The sequence below is a fragment of the Neisseria sp. HMSC074B07 genome, assembly GCF_001810355.1.
Taxonomy (GTDB): domain Bacteria; phylum Pseudomonadota; class Gammaproteobacteria; order Burkholderiales; family Neisseriaceae; genus Neisseria.
Map to the genome: position 1 here is coordinate 1 of NZ_KV800905.1, position 17479 is coordinate 17479.

The following is a 17479-nucleotide window of genomic DNA, read 5'->3' on the forward strand; positions in this document are numbered from 1 at the left end:
TTCGATATACAAGGTCGGATTCTTGAATCCGACAAAATATCCAATGTTCCGTTTTTCTGGTTTCAGGTATCAAAACGCGTCGGATTCAAGAATCCGACCTACATTTTTCAGACGACCCCTCAACCCTTTGCTCCCGAACGCCTGCTCAACGCCCACTGCATCACGTTCAGCGAAAACAGAATCACAAACGAAACCAGCAGCATAAACAACGCCACCGCCGACGCGCCCTGTACGTCGAACTGTTCCAGCTTGCCCGTAATAATCAGCGGCAGGATTTCGGAAACCATCGGAATGTTGCCCGCGATAAAAATCACCGAGCCGTATTCCCCCGTTGCCCGTGCGAACATCATGCCCGCGCCGGTTAAGAGCGCCGGCGTGATTTCCGGCAGCAGCACGCGGCGGAACGTCGTGAAACGGTTTGCCCCCAAAGTCGCCGCCGCTTCCTCATATTCGCCCGACAATTCCTCCAATACCGGCTGCACGGCGCGGACGATAAAGGGCAGGCTGACGACGACCAGCGCAATCCAAATGCCGACGGGCGTAAACGCGATTTTGATGCCCAAAGGCTCGAAAAAACGGCCTATCCAACCGTTGGGCGCATACAGGGTCGCCAACGCGATGCCCGTAACCGCCGTTGGCAGCGCAAACGGCAAATCGACCAGCGCGTTCACCAGCCCCTTGAGCGGAAATTCATAGCGCACCAACACCCACGCCACCAGCGTGCCGAACACGACATTGGTCAGCATCGCATAAAACGACATCCGCAAACTCAGCCACACCGCCGCCAACACGTTCGGCTCGGCAATTGTGTTCCAAAAGCCTCCCCAGCCGATTTCCGCCGCCTTCGCCGCCATCATCGCAAACGGCAAAACCACCAGAAGCGACAGGCACAATACGGTCAGGCCGAGGCTGATTTTGAAGCCGGGCAGTACGCTGGGCGTTTTGAGTAATAACATGGTCGCTCGGAAGGGAAAAAGAAGATGCTGCCACTTTAACGGGGTCGTCTGAAAAACGGAAAGAATGGTTTGTTTGTTGCAAAGATGATTTTGTTATATATGTCGGATTGCCGTTTGGGGCTTTCAGACGACCTGTTATAATCTGCGCCTCTTTTTGGTTCGTCTGCATTCCCCATGAAACTCAACCCCCAACAGCAAGCCGCCGTCAAATACCTCGGCGGGCCTCTGCTCGTGCTTGCCGGCGCCGGCAGCGGCAAAACCGGCGTGATTACGCAAAAAATCAAACATTTGATTGTCAACGTCGGCTATCTGCCGCATACCGTTGCCGCGATTACCTTCACCAACAAAGCCGCTACGGAAATGCAGGAGCGCGTCGCCAAAATGCTGCCCAAGTCGCAAACGCGCGGGCTGACGATTTGCACCTTCCACTCTTTGGGCATGAAGATTCTGCGCGAAGAGGCGAACCATATCGGTTACAAAAAAAACTTCTCCATCCTCGATTCCACCGACAGCGCGAAAATCATCGGCGAACTCTTGGGCGGTACGGGAAAAGAAGCCTTATTTAAAGCGCAGCATCAGATTTCCCTGTGGAAAAACGATTTGAAAACACCCGAAGACGTGCTTCAGACGGCCTCCAATGCATGGGAAGAACAAATCGCGCGCGTGTATGCAAGCTATCAGGAAACCCTGCAAAGCTATCAGGCGGTGGACTTCGACGACTTAATCCGCCTGCCCGCCGTGCTGTTGCAGCAAAACAGCGAAGTGCGCAACAAATGGCAGCGGCGGCTGCGTTATCTGTTGGTTGACGAATGTCAGGACACCAATACCTGCCAATTTACGCTGATGAAACTCTTGACCGGCGCGGAAGGCATGTTTACCGCCGTCGGCGACGACGACCAGTCCATCTACGCATGGCGCGGCGCAAACATGGAAAACCTGCGCAAAATGCAGGAAGACTATCCGCAGATGAAAATCATCAAGCTGGAGCAAAACTACCGCTCCACCGCGCGGATTCTCAAAATCGCCAACAAAGTGATTGAAAACAACCCCAAGCTGTTCACCAAAAAACTTTGGTCGCAGTTCGGCGAAGGCGAAATCGTCAAAGTCGTTGCCTGCCAAAACGAGCAACACGAAGCCGACTGGGTTGTCAGCCAAATCGTCAAGCAGAAGCTGGTCGGCGGCGACAAAACCCAATACGCCGATTTCGCCGTGTTATACCGCGGCAACCATCAGGCGCGGATTTTTGAAGAAGCCTTGCGCAGCGCGCGCGTTCCCTACCAACTCTCCGGCGGACAAAGCTTTTTCGACAAAGCCGAAATCAAAGACGTTTTGTCCTATTTGCGCCTGCTTGCCAACCCCAACGACGATCCCGCCTTCCTGCGCGCCGTAACCACGCCCAAACGCGGCATCGGCGATGTAACGCTGGGCAAGCTCAACACCTACGCACACGAACACGAATGCAGCCTGTATGAAGCCGCGCAAACCGAAGAAGCCCTCGCCCTGTTGAACAATACCAACCGCCAACACCTGCAAGCCTTTATGGATATGTTCGGCAGCTACCGCGCCAAAGCCGAAACCAGCGAAGCGGGCGAACTCATCAACAGCCTGCTCAAAGAAATCGACTACGAAAACCATCTGCTTGCCAGCGAAGAAGGCAAAGCCGGCGAAATCAAATGGCGCAACGTCAGCGACCTGACAGGCTGGCTAGAGCGCAAAGGCGAACAAGACGGCAAAAACATCATCGAACTCGCCCAAACCGTCGCACTGATGACGCTTTTGGAAGGCAAAAGCGAAGAAGAAGTCGATGCCGTCAAACTCTCGACCCTGCACGCCTCCAAAGGCTTGGAATACCCCTACGTCTTCCTCGTCGGCTGCGAAGAGGGCATCCTGCCGCACAACGACAGCATCGAAGAAGACAATGTTGAAGAAGAACGCCGCCTGATGTACGTCGGCATCACCCGCGCCAAGCGCCAACTTACATTGACCCACTGCGTCAAACGCAAAAAACAAGGCACATGGCAGTTCCCCGAACCCAGCCGCTTCATAGACGAAATGCCGCAGGAAGATATCAAGATTTTAGGGCGCAAAGGCGGCGAACCGATTGTGAGTAAGGAAGAGGGCAGAAGCCATCTGGCGGGAATGCTGGATATGTTGGCGGCGAAAGGGAAGGGCTGATATAGTGGATTAACTTTAAACCAGTACGGCGTTGCCTCGCCTTGGCTCAAAGAGACATTCTCTAAGGTGCTGAAGCACCAAGTGAATCGGTTTCTGTACTGTCTGTACTATCTGCGGCTTCGTCGCCTTGTCCTGATTTAAAGTTAAGCCACTATAGTATCGGAAAGACAGGGCGCAAAGAGGTCGTCTGAAAATGGTTTAAGGGCGTCTGAAGGTATCGGTTTTCAGACGACCTTTTTCAACGATTTGAGGGTCGTCTAAAACGCCCGTCCTAGCAATAAGTAGCATATTCAAACTATTTCGTTTCGGGTATAGTATCGCCTGAACAGACTTTCAGGCAGGCTGACCGGTGCGGAAGCGACGTTTTATATGTTATCCCTAAAGATTCCCGCGCCGCCAATCGTCAGCCCGCCCTAAACCGTATGATGCGACATTGCTTTGGAGAAGCGCTGAAATGTTCAAACGTCCTGAAGAAATCATCGTCCTTGTCCTTGCCGTCATTTGGGTGGTGCTGACTTATTTCATCGCCGCCTTTCTCGGCGCCGATACTTACACCATCTTCCTGATTACCGGCCTGACGCTGGTATGGGCAGGCGTATGCTTCCGCCTGTGGCAGATTAATTTGAGCCGTAATATCTGGCCGCTGTTTTTAGGCAGCTTGGTGATGTGTTGGTGGCCATATTTGGATTGGTTCGCCATCAAAGACATCGTCGTTCCCGCTTCGGGAGGAGAGGCTATTATTCTGAACAGACCATGGTATGCAAGCTGGACCCTCAAATTCATCCTGTCGCTGATTCCGGTCGTACTCGGCTACGCATACAAATGGAAACAGGCTAAAAAACGCCATACCGCTACGCCAAACGCCTGATATCCCCAGCCTAAAACGCCGTTTGCTATCAACGGCGTTTTGCTTTTTCAGACGACCCGCATACTGTCAACGCTATCGATAAACTGCTATACTTTTCGGATAATTCAACCGGTTTTTACTCGGATAAGGTCGTCTGAAAAGTACCCGACAAACGGAAAAGAAATGATCAGCAAACAAGAATATCAAGCCCAAGCCGCTCAAGGCTATAACCGCATCCCGCTCGTGCAGGAACTCCTTGCCGACTTGGATACGCCGCTTTCCCTCTATCTCAAACTCGCCAACCGCCCCTATACCTACCTGCTCGAATCCGTCGTCGGCGGCGAACGTTTCGGCCGCTATTCCTTTATCGGCCTGCCTTGCAGCCACTATCTCAAAGCCAGTGGCAAACACGTCGATGTTTATCAAAACGGTGAAATCGTTGAGCAACACGACGGCAATCCGCTGCCCTTTATCGAAGCCTTCCACAACCGCTTCAAAACGCCCGAAATCCCAAGCTTGCCACGCTTTACCGGCGGATTGGTCGGCTACTTCGGTTACGAAACCATCTACAATTTCGAACACTTCGCCCACCGCCTGAAAAACAGCGCCAAAGCCGACCCGCTTGGCACACCCGACATCTTACTGATGCTGTCGCAAGAGTTGGCGGTTATCGACAATTTGAGCGGCAAAATCCATCTCATCGTTTATTCCGATCCCTCGCAGCCCGACGGCTACGAACGCGCCCGCGAACGCCTCGAAGACATCCGCACCCAGTTGCGCCAAAGCTGCGCCATCCCGCTCTCGCTCGGCAGCAAACACACCGAAGCCGTCAGCGAGTTTGGCGAAGAGCCGTTCAAAGCCTGCGTCGACAAAATCAAAGACTACATCTTCGCAGGCGACTGCATGCAGGTCGTCCCCAGCCAGCGCATGAGCATGGAATTTACCGACAGCCCGCTCGCCCTCTACCGCGCCTTGCGCACACTCAACCCTTCGCCTTACCTCTTTTACTACGATTTCGGCGATTTCCACATCGTCGGTTCCTCGCCCGAAATCCTCGTCCGCCGCGAACGCGACGACGTCATTGTCCGCCCCATCGCCGGCACGCGCCTGCGCGGCAAAACCCCCGCCGAAGACCTTGCCAATGAGCAGGATTTATTAAGCGACGCCAAAGAAATCGCCGAACACGTCATGCTTATCGATTTAGGGCGCAACGACGTCGGACGCATCAGCAAAACGGGCGAAGTCAAAGTAACCGACAAAATGGTGATTGAAAAATACTCCCACGTGATGCACATCGTTTCCAACGTCGAAGGCCGTCTGAAAGAGGGCATCACCAATATGGACATCCTCGCCGCCACATTCCCCGCCGGCACACTCTCCGGCGCACCCAAAGTCCGCGCCATGGAAATCATCGAAGAAGTCGAACCGAGTAAACGCGGCATATACGGCGGCGCCGTCGGCGTATGGGGCTTCAACAACGACATGGACTTGGCAATCGCCATCCGCACCGCCGTAGTGAAAAACAACACGCTATACGTCCAAAGCGGTGCAGGTATCGTCGCCGACTCCGATCCAACCTCCGAATGGCAGGAAACGCAGAACAAAGCCCGAGCGGTGGTTCGGGCGGCGCAGATGGTGCAGGAGGGGTTGGATAGGTAGGTTCACTAAATTATTCTGAAAAAATTGAAATATGTTTAACTTCAAGTAAATACTTTGCAAAATGGCAACTATAAAATCAAACTCTTTATTTCACTTTACTCCCAAAGAGGAATATCTATTAGATATTTTGGAAAATGGATTTTGGCCTAGATATTGTTCTGAAGATATTGAATGGCTAATTCCAAAAGATTTTAAAAATGAATTAGAGAAACAGGAAGAAGACAACTTTTGGGAAACTCTTACTAAAGAATTGATAAAATATAATATCAATTCAATAGCTTACCCGATGTCTTGTTTTTGTGATATTCCACTATCCAAAATTACAGCACATACAGATTTTTATGGTGGTTTTGGTCTTGGAATGACGAAGGAGTGGGGAATAAGAAAGGGATTAAATCCTATTTTCTATCTGTCAGATAACAGTATTATTCCCAATCTAATTCGAAATTTTATCTTAAAAAATATTCCGGCGGATGCGATAAATTTGTTAATCAGTAGGGAATTGAGTCCAAACATTGTACTTCGACTTATGAAATTCTTGAAGCCATTGAGAGGAAAGATGAAAGTAAATGGTAAGGAGGTAACGAAAAATTTTGATGAAGAATGTGAGTGGAGGTATGTACCTACTTCAGATGAAAACAACCTTTTCCCAAATTTTTTACCAAATTTTTTAGCCAATAATGAAGAATTACAGGATTCAAATATTGTTACGAAAAAAGTTGCTTCACTAAATTTTGAACCCTCAGATATAAAATACATTTTTGTACCAGAAGATTCTAATATTCCAACAATTATTAATAAAATTAATATAATATTTACGGATTATCCTGAACATGAAAGGCTTCTCTTACTTTCAAAAGTTATTTCCTTAGATACTATCAGAAAAGATTTTTAATATTCCTTGCTATGAACAAATCCTCCATCCTCCCTCCAATCTCGGTATCCTCGGCAGCGGACAATTAGGCAGAATGTTTATCGTTGCTGCCAAAACCATGGGCTAAAAAGTAACCGTGCTCGACAAATACTGGAAGAAAGATTCCTTAGGAAAAATACCAATGATCTTAAATGAAAAACAACAAAAATCCGTCAGCAAATTCCTCAGCCTGATCTTGCGTCACAGACCCGAACAAATCGGAATTACTTTGGACAAAAACGGCTGGGTGGATATTGATATCCTGCTGGCACAAGCAAATCACCCCAAGCACAACTTTACCGGTGTTGCATTGACGTACGATAATTTAATGGAAGTCGTTGAAAATAATGATAAAAAACGGTTTACCGTATCAGAAGACGGCAAGCGTATTCGTGCCGCGCAAGGGCATTCCACAAAACAGGTTGAAATCCAGTATTGCGCAACGACGCCGCCTGATATCCTATATCACGGCACAGCGGAAAAATCGGTGCAGTCGATATTTGGCCAGGGATTGCATGCAGGTTCACGCCATTTCGTCCATCTTTCGGCAGATATCGAAACCGCAATCAAAGTCGGTTCCCGACATGGTAAACCCGTAGTGTTAACCATCAACACCGCAGCCATGCTTGCCGATGGTCATCAGTTTTACCTCGCAGACAACGGCGTTTGGCTGACTGAAAACGTTCCAGCGAAGTTTATTGCCAAGTTGTGAATTTAGCTTGAGTTTTGAGGAGTAAATAGATATGAGAAAATCTTCGATTCTAATTTTGACGGCTTTGACTGTACTGGTTGTTGGTTGTGACAAAATGAAGTCGGATACAAATTCTGATACAAATATCGATCAAAGTGATGTTTGTGTGGTGAGCAAAATCAATAAAGATGAAATTCAAAAATGTACGCCGGGCAAACTTATATTCCTTTCACCACAAACATGGGGTAGTGAAAAAGTTCCTATCGAATTGTCAGCATTTTTCTGCGATACCAATCATCAAGTCATCTACAACAATAGCGGTGTACTGTGTGTCTATACAGACAAACGCATGCATAAAATTAAATAGTTCACACTTGGAAAAATCCGCCTGTAAAAATAAGGGGCGGATTTTGTTTGTGAGTAACTTATTATCTGTTACATTAGTTCGCATAATGTATATTATGTTAAATTATATCGATTGATTCAAGTTTCTCAATATTATTTAGTTCTATCCATCTCTCTTCGTACCCATCACAAAGCTTTCTAAAATCAGTTAAAATACACGACTTAATTTTATTTTTCCCTATTTCCTTATGAACATCTTATCCGTAGAAAACGCTTCCTTTGCCGTCGGCCATGTCGCCCTGCTCGACAAAACTTCCTTCCAACTCGACAGCGGCGAAAAAATCGGTTTAATCGGCCGCAACGGCGCGGGTAAGTCTTCGTTTCTGAAAATCCTCGCCGGTGTACAGAAGCTCGACGACGGACAGATTATTGTTCAAAACAACCTCAAAATCGTTTATGTGCCGCAGGAATCGTTTTTTGATAAGGAAGCCACCGTATTCGACACCGTCGCCGAAGGCTTGGGCGAAATCCGCGACCTGCTGCGCCGTTACCACCGCGTCAGCCATGATTTGGAGCACAATTCAGACGACGTTTTATTAAAAGAACTCAACGAATTGCAGCTTGAAATCGAAGCGAAGGACGGCTGGAAGCTGGATGCGGCGGTGAAGCAGACTTTGGGTGAACTGGGTTTGCCGGAAAATGAAAAAATCGGCAACCTCTCCGGCGGACAGAAAAAGCGCGTCGCCTTGGCGCAGGCTTGGGTGCAGAAGCCCGACGTATTGCTGCTGGATGAGCCGACCAACCATTTGGACATCGACGCGATTATCTGGCTGGAAAACCTGCTCAAAGCGTTTGAAGGCAGCCTGGTCGTGATTACCCACGACCGCCGTTTTCTGGATAATATCGCCACGCGCATTGTCGAACTCGACCGCGGCATTCTGCGCTCCTATCCCGGCTCGTTTTCCAAATACAGCGAGAAAAAAACGCAGGAATTGGCGGTTGAAGCGGAACACAACCGCCTCTTCGACAAATTCCACGCGCAGGAAGAAGCGTGGATACGCAAAGGCATCGAAGCGCGCCGTACCCGCAACGAAGGCCGCGTGCGCCGTTTGGAAGAACTGCGCCGCCAGCGTGCCGAACGCCGCAACGTGCAGGGACAGGTCAACTTCAAACTCGACAGCGGCGAGAAAAGCGGCAAAATCATCGCCGAGCTGGAACACGCCTCGTTTGCCTATGGTGACAAAGTCATCATGGACAAATTTTCCGCCATCTTGCAGCGCGGTGACAAAATCGGCTTAATCGGCCCAAACGGTATCGGCAAAACCACCTTCCTCAAGCTGATTCTGGGCGAATTGCAGCCGACCTACGGCAGAATCCGCATCGGCAGCAAGCAGGAAGTCGCCTATTTTGACCAGTTCCGCAGCGCGTTGAACGAAAACGACACCGTGTTTTACACGCTCGGACAAGGCAACGATTACGTCGAAATCGGCGGCAAGAAAAAACACGTCATGAGCTATCTGGAAGATTTCCTGTTCCATCCTGCCCGCGCGCAAAGCCCTGTTTCATCGCTCTCCGGCGGCGAACGCAACCGCCTCCTGCTGGCAAAACTCTTCACCCGCCCCGCCAATATCCTGGTCTTGGACGAACCGACCAACGACTTGGACATCGACACCCAAGAGCTGCTCGAAGATTTGCTGCGCGATTACCAAGGCACGGTATTCCTCGTCTCGCACGACCGTATGTTCCTTGATAACGTAATTACCCAAAGCATTGTTTTCGAAGGACAAGGCCGTCTGAAAGAATACATCGGCGGCTATCAGGACTATATCGACGCAAAATCACGCGAAGAGAAAATTCAGACGACCGCTGCGCCGAAAATAACCGCAGAACCGGAAAAAGCCAAACCCAAAGCCAACCGCACGGTCAAACTTTCCTACAAAGAACAACGCGAACTCGACGCCCTGCCCGACGAAATCGCCGCCTTGGAAACCGAACAGGCAGAAATCAACGCGCAGCTTTCCGATCCTGAAATCTTCAAAGATTATGAGAAAGCCGGTGCATTGCAAAACCGCGCCGAAGAAATCGAAACGCTGCTTTTGGAAAAATTGGAACGCTGGGAGCTTCTGGAGGCAAAGCAGAACGGTGAAGCAGTTTGATTTGTCGATAGTAGATTCCTGTTTGCTTTAAACATCTCAAAAGCTTTATCAGACACGAGATAACAAAAAGCCTTGAAATAATTATTATATTTCAAGGCTTTTATACGTTATAAAATAAAACTGAAAATTAGGTTTGGTGGAGGCGGGGGGAATCGAACCCCCGTCCGGAAGTCCTCTACAGAGCGTTCTACATACTTAGTCGTGTCTATTTAAAATCTCGTTCCTATCATGCCGACCGACAGGCCTTCTAGGAACCAGTTACCTTAAATCTTATTTCCCGCCAAGTAACCCGGCGGAAAACCAGTCAATGTAGAATGACGTTGCGGTAGCTTGCGCTACACAGCCCATTGACCAACTGCTGCAACGGCAGGCCTTAAGCGGCCAGTGCGTAAGTTTCGTCGTTTGCGACTATTTAGATTCAGTGTTTTACGGGAAATCTGAGACCCCGGTATGCCCGCATCTGCTTTGCAACCCCCGTCGAAACCAAGATCGCCCCCAGATGGAAAAGGTTGATTATACGCATATCGTTATACTTTGCCAAGCAGGACTGTCTTGATGATGAGTTGGATTGGGATGGTTGCAGAGATTCGAGGTCGTCTGAAAAATACAGTGAATTCGTTTATAATACCGCTTTCCGATTTTGAGCCTGTTTGAGCATGAAAAAGGTTGAGAAGAATATCTTGGTTTTGCACAGCGCAGAGCAAATGTTTGAGTTGGTCGATAAGGTTGAAGACTATCCGAAATTTTTGCCCTGGTACAGTAAAACTGAAGTAATCGAACGCAAAAACAATGAGTTGAAAGCGCGTCTTTTTATGGACTATATGCGCGTGCGCCAATCATTTGCTACGCACAATCACAATATTCCCGGTAAGGAAATCCGAATGGATTTGTTGGAAGGACCTTTTAAAATCTTGCGGGGAACATGGAAATTCTTAGATTTGGGCGACGATATGTGCAAAGTTGAATTTAAATTGGAATATGAATTTTCCAACTCTGTCTTATCTGCCATGATTTCGCCTGTTTTCAGCCATTTGTCCGGAGCATTGGTTGATGCGTTCGTTAAAGAAGCGGATCGCCGTTATGCTTGAGATTGAAGTCGTTTACGGTTTGCCCGGCAAGCAAGTGTTGAAAAAAATGAATGTGCAAAATGGCTGCACGGCGCGTGAAGCGGTATGCCAAAGCGGGCTGGATGAAATATTTTCTGAATTGGACTTACAAACTGCTCCGCTGGGAATTTTTGGCAAATCAGTTAAAGATGAGACGCTTCTTCGCGATAAAGATCGGATTGAGATTTATCGCCCATTATTGATTGATCCTAAAGAGGCACGCCGCAAACGTGTACAGAATCAGGATTGAAAGTTAACCAGGGTCGTCTGAAACCATGTTCAGACGACCTTTTATTGAAAATTGCCATATTTTCTGAGGTATTGAGAAATAATTATGTCGAATAAAATCAAAATGATCGTCGGACTGGGAAATCCCGGGGGCGAATACGAACAAACCCGCCATAATGCAGGATTTTGGTTCTTAGACGAACTTGCGTGGCAGTGGAAAGTATCATTTAAAGAAGAGAAAAAATTTTTTGGTGAGGTGGCGCGGGCGAATCTGCCCGATGGCGATGTGTGGCTGCTTAAACCCATGACTTTTATGAACCGTTCCGGCCAGTCTGTTGCCGCACTCGCGCAGTTTTACAAAATCAAGCCCGAAGAGATACTGGTTGTGCATGACGAATTGGATATTCCTTGCGGTCGTATCAAATTTAAACTTGGCGGCGGAAATGGGGGGCATAACGGCTTGAAAGATATCCAAGCCCGTCTTGGTACACCTGACTATTACCGTTTGCGTTTGGGTATAGATCATCCGGGTGACCGTAACCTCGTTGTCGCTTATGTATTGAACAAGCCAAGCGCAGAACACCGCCAACAGATTGACGAGGCAATTGCCAAATCATTAAAAGCGATGCCGAAAATAATGGCGGGCGAATGGGAAGAAGCTACACGTTTCCTACACAGCAAGTAAATGCTATTGTTGTGTACATCATTATCCGCCTCCTCTTTTGAAAAATCCCCTATATGTCTCAGATTTTAGAATTAATCCAGAATGAACCCATCGGCGTAGTGGAAGAAACCCTTGATTTCCTGCTGTACGAATGCAGTATAGATGATGCACCGACAACAGAGGAAGTTGAACAATGGCGCGACATATTAAACGGACGCGGCAACAAATTCATCCGCCTTGCAGCTATCTGCCAAACTTGGTTGGATGAGGAACAAAAATGAAGTTTTACATCAATAAATTCAGCCTGTTGGCTATCGTTTGGTTTGTGGCCGGTATCTATTCTTTGATTTTCAAGGAATCTGGCAATACGCCGCCACCGTTTCCCAATTTCGACAAAGTAGCCCACTTCACTTTGTTTTTTGCCCAGATTTGGTTATTGGCAAAATCTTATATTCACGAAAAAGCAAAAATTCCGTATCTCGGTTTGTTGATATTCGCACTTCTGTTTGCTGTTGGAAGTGAATGGGCACAAGCTACGTTTACCACAACACGCGAAGGCTCTATTGGCGACGGCATTGCGGATATGCTGGGTTCAGGTGTCGCGTTATGGGTTGCAGCAAAAATTAATACATCCAAAAACCCTTCTTCTTCCCAGTCCCATTAACTACCCTCCCCTATTTTTCTATAAAACTATTTGAAACCCGGGTGCAATCGTATTTGTTGAATACCCTTGCATTCATATGGATTGATTCATTTATTCATTAATAAATGAGTTAGCTTTTAAATATAATGATATTTATTCGCATATATATATTTATATTTGTGGAATCAGTATTTCAGACGACCCATCAATCGTTTCCAATATTATTTTTTAAAATTATACTTGACCGCCTACATGCAATTACTTAAAGTAGCCATCTATTTATACAAAGAAAAACGGGTACTCCCGTTAACGAAAAAATGAGCGCAATCACCCCACCCAAAATCACTACATTCGACAGCAAGCCGACGGATGTCTATTTCTTCGGCACCTGCGTCCTCGATCTTTTCATGCCCGAAGCAGGTATGGATGCCATTACTTTAATCGAGCAGCAAGGCATACGGGTTCATTACCCGATGGCGCAAAGTTGCTGCGGCCAACCCGCCTACTCTTCCGGCCATCCGACCGAGGCGTTTGATGTCGCCAAAGCGCAACTTGACCTTTTCCCTGAAAACTGGCCGATCGTTGTACCGTCCGGCTCGTGCGGCGGCATGATGAAACATCACTGGCCTACCTTGTTTAAAAATACAGAATACGAATCCAAAGCGGTTGATTGTGCCAACCGCATCATTGAGTTTACTCATTTCTTGCTTGCCATCGGCTACAAGCCTGAAGACAAAGGTGAGCCGGTCAAAGTTGCCGTCCACACTTCCTGCGCCGCCCGCCGCGAAATGAACGTCCATATTTCAGGCTGGCAGTTGATTGACGGTATGGAAAACGTTGAACGTATCGTTCACGACCATGAAAGCGAATGCTGCGGCTTTGGCGGTACATTCTCTGTCAAACAAGCGGATATTTCCGGCGCGATGGTAACAGACAAAGTTGCTGCGCTAAAAGAAACCGGTGCGACCGAAATCATCAGCGCGGACTGCGGCTGCATGATGAACATCGGCGGCAAAATCGCTAAGGACGAGCCGAATATGCCGCGTCCGAAACACATCGCATCCTTCTTGTTGGAACGTACCGGAGGCAAAGCATGAGCGCGCGCGAAAATATTTTGGCAAAACTGAAAAAAGCCGACGCATTGCCGATGGAAGAGCCTGCGGTTTTTGATTATTACCGTGAAATGGGTGTTTCTTGGGACAACGAAGTTGAGCGTCTGAAACATTGGGCTGCCGCTATGCGCGCCGTCAAAACCGAAATTTATTGGGTGACCAAAACCAGCTGGCCGCAAGTATTCCGTCAAGCAGCCGAAGGCAAAGGTTTGAAAAACATCCTGCTGCCGTTGGCGACTGAACACGGACAAATCGCCCGTGCCGCGCTGGTGGACAGCAATATCGAACCGATTGCTTTCGAGCGCGAAATCGATACTTGGAAAACCGAGTTTTTCGCGAACATCGATGCAGGCTTCAGCGGCTCGCAATGCGGCATCGCCCGCACCGGTACGCTGATGCTGTTTTCCAGCCCCGAAGAACCGCGTACTTTAAGCCTTGTTCCGCCCGTGCATTTCTGCCTGTTTGATACGGCGAAAATGTATAACGAATTTCACAACGCCGTCGAAGGCGAAAAACTGGTAGAAAACGGTATGCCGACCAATGTTTTCCTGATTTCCGGCCCGTCCAAAACCGCAGACATCCAGCTGACGCTTGCTTACGGCGCACACGGTCCGCGTGATTTGGTCATCCTCGCCATACTGCCTGACCACATTTCCCCTGCCGATTTGGAGGAAAATACATGACTACGCAAACCATCAAGTTCCACATGAAGCCGGAAACTTTCAAACAAAACGCCGCAATTTCCCTTCAAGACAAGCCTTTGCGTAAGAGTCTGCGTACCGCGATGGATATGCTGATGACCAAGCGCAAAGCCGTTTTGTCCGACGAAGAAGAGTTGCAAAACCTGCGGGATTTGTGTGAACACGTCCGTCAGCGTTCATTGTCTAAATTGCCCACCCTGCTGGAGCAATTGGAAGAAAACCTGACTAAGCTGGGCGTAAAAGTACACTGGGCGGAAACGCCGGCCGAAGCCTGCGGAATCATCCACAACATCATTACTGCCAAAAACGGCAAGCTGATGGTCAAAGGCAAATCTATGGTCAGCGAGGAAATCGAGCTGAACCATTATCTTGAAGCAAAAGGCATTAAAGCGGTGGAAAGCGACTTGGGCGAGTTTATCGTCCAAATGGCAGGCGAAAAACCGACCCATATCGTAATGCCCGCCATTCACAAAACCAAAGAACAGGTTAGCGAACTTTTCCACCAAAATCTTGGCACACCGTTAACGGACGACGTAGATCAACTGACCGGCTTCGCCCGCAAAGCCCTGCGCGATATTTACAGCACTGCCGATGTCGGCTTGAGCGGCGTAAACTTCGCTGTTGCAGAAACAGGTACGTTGTGTCTGGTGGAAAACGAAGGCAACGGTCGCTTGAGTACTACCGTTCCGCCCGTGCATATTGCCATTACCGGTATTGAAAAAGTTGTGGCGAAATTGTCCGACATTCCTCCCTTGTACAGCCTGCTGCCGCGTTCTGCCATCGGTCAGAACATCACCACCTATTTCAATATGATTACCGGTCCGCGCCGCAGCGAAGAGCTGGACGGTCCGCAGGAAATGCACTTGGTTCTGCTCGACAATGGACGCAGCCAAGCCTATGCCGAAGACCAAATGCGCCGTACCTTGCAATGTATCCGTTGTGGCGCGTGTATGAACCATTGTCCGGTTTATACCCGTATCGGTGGCGCAGCATACGGCACAACCTATCCCGGCCCTATCGGCGAGATTATTTCCCCGCACCTGTTGGGTCTGGATGCCACCCGCGACCTGCCGACCGCCTGTACCATGTGCGGCGCGTGTGTGGAAGTTTGTCCGGTGCGTATCCCGATTACCGAGCAAATGCAGCGTCTGCGCGTTGAAGCGCAACGTTCGCCGACCGAAGTCGTACCGCATCCTATCCTCGGACAAGGCGCATCGCATACCTTCGGCGAACAAATGGCATGGCGCACATTCAACGGCATTTTCAGCGGCAGCAAAGCCTACCGCGCCTTCGGTTGGGCGGCCACCAAATTCCGTGCATTGACGCCGAGCAAGCAACTGGGCTGGACGGACAACCGCGTTCCGATGAAACCTGCCAAGAAAACGCTGCATGAAATGATGGCGGAAAAAATGCGCCAAAAAGAAAAAGCGTAAAGCTGAAAATCTATAAAGACGTATTATTTGCCATCTAAACAGCAAAGGTCGTCTGAAAATCGTAAACTGCACATTAGTAAGCCGGAGACCAAATCCAGCTTGATCATGTGCAGTTTTTTATAGCTTAATAGGCATATCTAGGATATATATAGTGGATTAACTTTAAACCAGTACGGCGTTGCCTCGCCTTGGCTCAAAGAGACATTCTCTAAGGTGCTGAAGCACCAAGTGAATCGGTTTCTGTACTGTCTGTACTGTCTTGCGGTTTCATCGTCTTGTCCTGATTTAAATTTAATCCACTATAAAAAGAGTTTTCAAGGATAAAGGTCGTCTGAAACCGTGTGTGAAGCATTGGTTTGTAAACACAGTTTTCAGACGACCTTGTTTATTGGGAATTTAGGCAAGAACGATTAATAATCCACTTTAATCTTGGGCGTTTCCTGCGCCGCTTCGTATTCTTCTTCCAACTCAAACCGCAGCGGATACAAATCCAGCTTCTCCATCAACAGGCGGTCGCCGTCTTCGTCGGGGTTTTCGGTGGTTAAGAGCTTGTCGCCGTAGAAAATCGAGTTCGCGCCCGCCATGAAACACATTGCCTGCATGGATTCGGGCATATTGCTGCGCCCTGCCGACAGGCGGACGTAGCTGTGCGGCATGGTAATCCGCGCCACAGCGATGGTACGGACGAACTCCGTCCAGTCCAAATCTTCGGCATCGGCCAGCGGCGTGCCTTCCACTTTGACCAACTGGTTAATCGGCACGCTTTCGGGCTGCGGGTCGAGGTTGGCGAGGCTGGCAATCAGTCCGGCACGCTCGGCGCGGGTTTCGTTCATGCCGACGATGCCGCCGCAGCAGACTTTCAAACCGGCATTGCGGACTTTGCCTAAGGTATCCATGCGGTCTTCGTGTTTGCGCGTGTGGATAATGTCGTTGTAGCGCTCAGGGTCGGTATCGAGATTGTGGTTGTAATAGTCCAAACCTGCTTTTTTAAAATCTTCCGCCATACCGTCTTCAAGCATACCGAACGTGCCGCAGGTTTCCATGCCCAAACCCTTCACGGCTTTGATGATTTCGGAAACCGTCTCCACGTCTTTGGGTTTGGGGCCGCGCCATGCCGCGCCCATGCAGAAACGGCTTGCGCCGCGCGATTTGGCGATTTTGGCTTTTTCGACGATTTCATCTACATCCATCATCTGCTCTTTGCCCAGATTGGTGTTGTGGTGCGCCGATTGCGGGCAGTAGGCGCAGTCTTCGGGGCAACCGCCGGTTTTGATGGACAACAGCGTGGAAAGCTGGATTTCGCGCGGGTTGAAATTTTGGCGGTGGATTTCGGCGGCTTGGTAAACGAGGTCGAGGAATGGGAGTCCGAACAGGGCTTCGACATCGCATTTTTTCCAATAACGCGCGGTCGGATGCGGCTTGCGCTCGGTCTTACGGCGCAAGGCGACGGGAGAGATGGTCATAGTGTGTTCTTTCGTGTTTACAGCGGCACAATGACGCTGACTGCCTGACTGCCGGCGCAATGACGGCAGCGGCATGGTTAGATAAGTTGACATCGATGTTATTTGCCTCAAAGGGTGAAATCATTCAAATATTTGAACAATTTTGGCAGCCCATAAAATCATAAGACTGCCACCCTACTCTCGATGCCGCATGGAGTGTAACGCTTTTGAAAACTCAGGGCAAAATTTTTTAGCTTCTTATTCAAGAAATAAACTGAATTTCCTATTTTCATTGATGGAAACCAAATCTTCAGACGACCTCCAACAAGCGGAACAAATTTATCCATGTGCGATATTGGTGGATAAGCAGATTCAAACTATAGTGGATTAAATTTAAATCAGGACAAG

17 protein-coding genes and 1 other RNA gene are annotated in these 17479 nt (G+C 48.9%); 15 read left to right on the forward strand and 3 right to left on the reverse strand.

Annotation, left to right across the window (positions count from 1 at the left end; genetic code table 11):
• Window positions 1–119: 119 nt before the first annotated feature.
• Window positions 120–956, reverse strand: a complete 837-nt coding sequence (cysT, locus tag HMPREF2726_RS01855) for a sulfate ABC transporter permease subunit CysT (RefSeq protein WP_070602005.1) — start codon at window positions 954–956, stop codon at window positions 120–122.
• Window positions 957–1130: 174 nt separating this feature from the next.
• Here cysT and rep point away from each other — a divergent pair, with 174 nt between their 5' ends.
• The 7 genes from rep to HMPREF2726_RS01890 all read left to right on the forward strand — a co-directional run bounded on the left by rep (window position 1131) and on the right by HMPREF2726_RS01890 (window position 9742).
• Window positions 1131–3131: a DNA helicase Rep gene (rep, locus tag HMPREF2726_RS01860; protein WP_070602007.1), complete on the forward strand. Its 2001-nt coding sequence runs from the start codon at window positions 1131–1133 to the stop codon at window positions 3129–3131.
• A gap of 454 nt (window positions 3132–3585) precedes the next feature.
• Window positions 3586–3999, forward strand: a complete 414-nt coding sequence (locus HMPREF2726_RS01865) for a hypothetical protein (protein ID WP_009312941.1) — start codon at window positions 3586–3588, stop codon at window positions 3997–3999.
• A 162-nt stretch (window positions 4000–4161) separates the two neighbouring features.
• Complete coding sequence (trpE, locus tag HMPREF2726_RS01870; protein WP_009312940.1) at window positions 4162–5637, forward strand: anthranilate synthase component I; 1476 nt, start codon at window positions 4162–4164, stop codon at window positions 5635–5637.
• Window positions 5638–5698: 61 nt separating this feature from the next.
• Window positions 5699–6532, forward strand: coding sequence for an abortive infection system antitoxin AbiGi family protein (locus HMPREF2726_RS01875; protein WP_094113193.1), 834 nt, complete (start codon window positions 5699–5701; stop codon window positions 6530–6532).
• Between the two features lie 160 nt (window positions 6533–6692).
• Window positions 6693–7262: an RNA 2'-phosphotransferase gene (locus HMPREF2726_RS01880; RefSeq protein ID WP_009312938.1), complete on the forward strand. Its 570-nt coding sequence runs from the start codon at window positions 6693–6695 to the stop codon at window positions 7260–7262.
• A gap of 31 nt (window positions 7263–7293) precedes the next feature.
• A complete protein-coding gene (locus tag HMPREF2726_RS01885) occupies window positions 7294–7608 on the forward strand; it encodes a hypothetical protein (protein WP_003759160.1) in 315 nt (104 codons plus the stop codon).
• Window positions 7609–7834: 226 nt separating this feature from the next.
• Window positions 7835–9742, forward strand: a complete 1908-nt coding sequence (locus HMPREF2726_RS01890) for an ATP-binding cassette domain-containing protein (protein ID WP_009312937.1) — start codon at window positions 7835–7837, stop codon at window positions 9740–9742.
• Between the two features lie 134 nt (window positions 9743–9876).
• Here the strand turns inward: HMPREF2726_RS01890 and ssrA are convergent.
• Window positions 9877–10239, reverse strand: a transfer-messenger RNA (tmRNA) gene (gene ssrA / locus HMPREF2726_RS01895).
• 159 nt (window positions 10240–10398) lie between these two features.
• Between ssrA and HMPREF2726_RS01900 the strand changes: the two genes are divergently transcribed.
• From HMPREF2726_RS01900 to HMPREF2726_RS01935, 8 genes are all read left to right on the forward strand, one after another.
• Window positions 10399–10830 (forward strand): type II toxin-antitoxin system RatA family toxin, encoded by a 432-nt coding sequence (locus HMPREF2726_RS01900; RefSeq protein ID WP_003756250.1) that lies wholly within the window; start codon window positions 10399–10401, stop codon window positions 10828–10830.
• A complete protein-coding gene (locus tag HMPREF2726_RS01905) occupies window positions 10823–11098 on the forward strand; it encodes an RnfH family protein (protein ID WP_003756256.1) in 276 nt (91 codons plus the stop codon). The genes HMPREF2726_RS01900 and HMPREF2726_RS01905 overlap by 8 nt, the downstream gene beginning before the upstream one ends.
• An 84-nt stretch (window positions 11099–11182) precedes the next feature.
• A complete protein-coding gene (gene pth / locus HMPREF2726_RS01910) occupies window positions 11183–11761 on the forward strand; it encodes an aminoacyl-tRNA hydrolase (RefSeq protein ID WP_009312935.1) in 579 nt (192 codons plus the stop codon).
• 53 nt (window positions 11762–11814) lie between these two features.
• Complete coding sequence (locus tag HMPREF2726_RS01915) at window positions 11815–12021, forward strand: hypothetical protein (RefSeq protein ID WP_003763661.1); 207 nt, start codon at window positions 11815–11817, stop codon at window positions 12019–12021.
• Complete coding sequence (locus HMPREF2726_RS01920; RefSeq protein ID WP_003763643.1) at window positions 12018–12404, forward strand: VanZ family protein; 387 nt, start codon at window positions 12018–12020, stop codon at window positions 12402–12404. The genes HMPREF2726_RS01915 and HMPREF2726_RS01920 overlap by 4 nt, the downstream gene beginning before the upstream one ends.
• 296 nt (window positions 12405–12700) lie before the next feature.
• Window positions 12701–13480 carry a (Fe-S)-binding protein gene (locus HMPREF2726_RS01925; RefSeq protein ID WP_003743122.1) on the forward strand — a complete coding sequence of 260 codons (780 nt, stop codon included), beginning with the start codon at window positions 12701–12703 and terminating at the stop codon, window positions 13478–13480.
• The gene (locus HMPREF2726_RS01930) at window positions 13477–14178 is read left to right on the forward strand and encodes a LutC/YkgG family protein (protein WP_070602011.1); all 702 of its coding nucleotides are present in this window, start codon (window positions 13477–13479) and stop codon (window positions 14176–14178) included. Before HMPREF2726_RS01925 ends, HMPREF2726_RS01930 begins: the two co-directional genes overlap by 4 nt.
• A complete protein-coding gene (locus HMPREF2726_RS01935; RefSeq protein ID WP_070602013.1) occupies window positions 14175–15629 on the forward strand; it encodes a LutB/LldF family L-lactate oxidation iron-sulfur protein in 1455 nt (484 codons plus the stop codon). Before HMPREF2726_RS01930 ends, HMPREF2726_RS01935 begins: the two co-directional genes overlap by 4 nt.
• Before the next feature lie 410 nt (window positions 15630–16039).
• Here HMPREF2726_RS01935 and bioB read toward each other — a convergent pair whose 3' ends face one another.
• Window positions 16040–17092, reverse strand: a complete 1053-nt coding sequence (bioB, locus tag HMPREF2726_RS01940) for a biotin synthase BioB (protein ID WP_070602015.1) — start codon at window positions 17090–17092, stop codon at window positions 16040–16042.
• Window positions 17093–17479 lie beyond the last annotated feature (387 nt).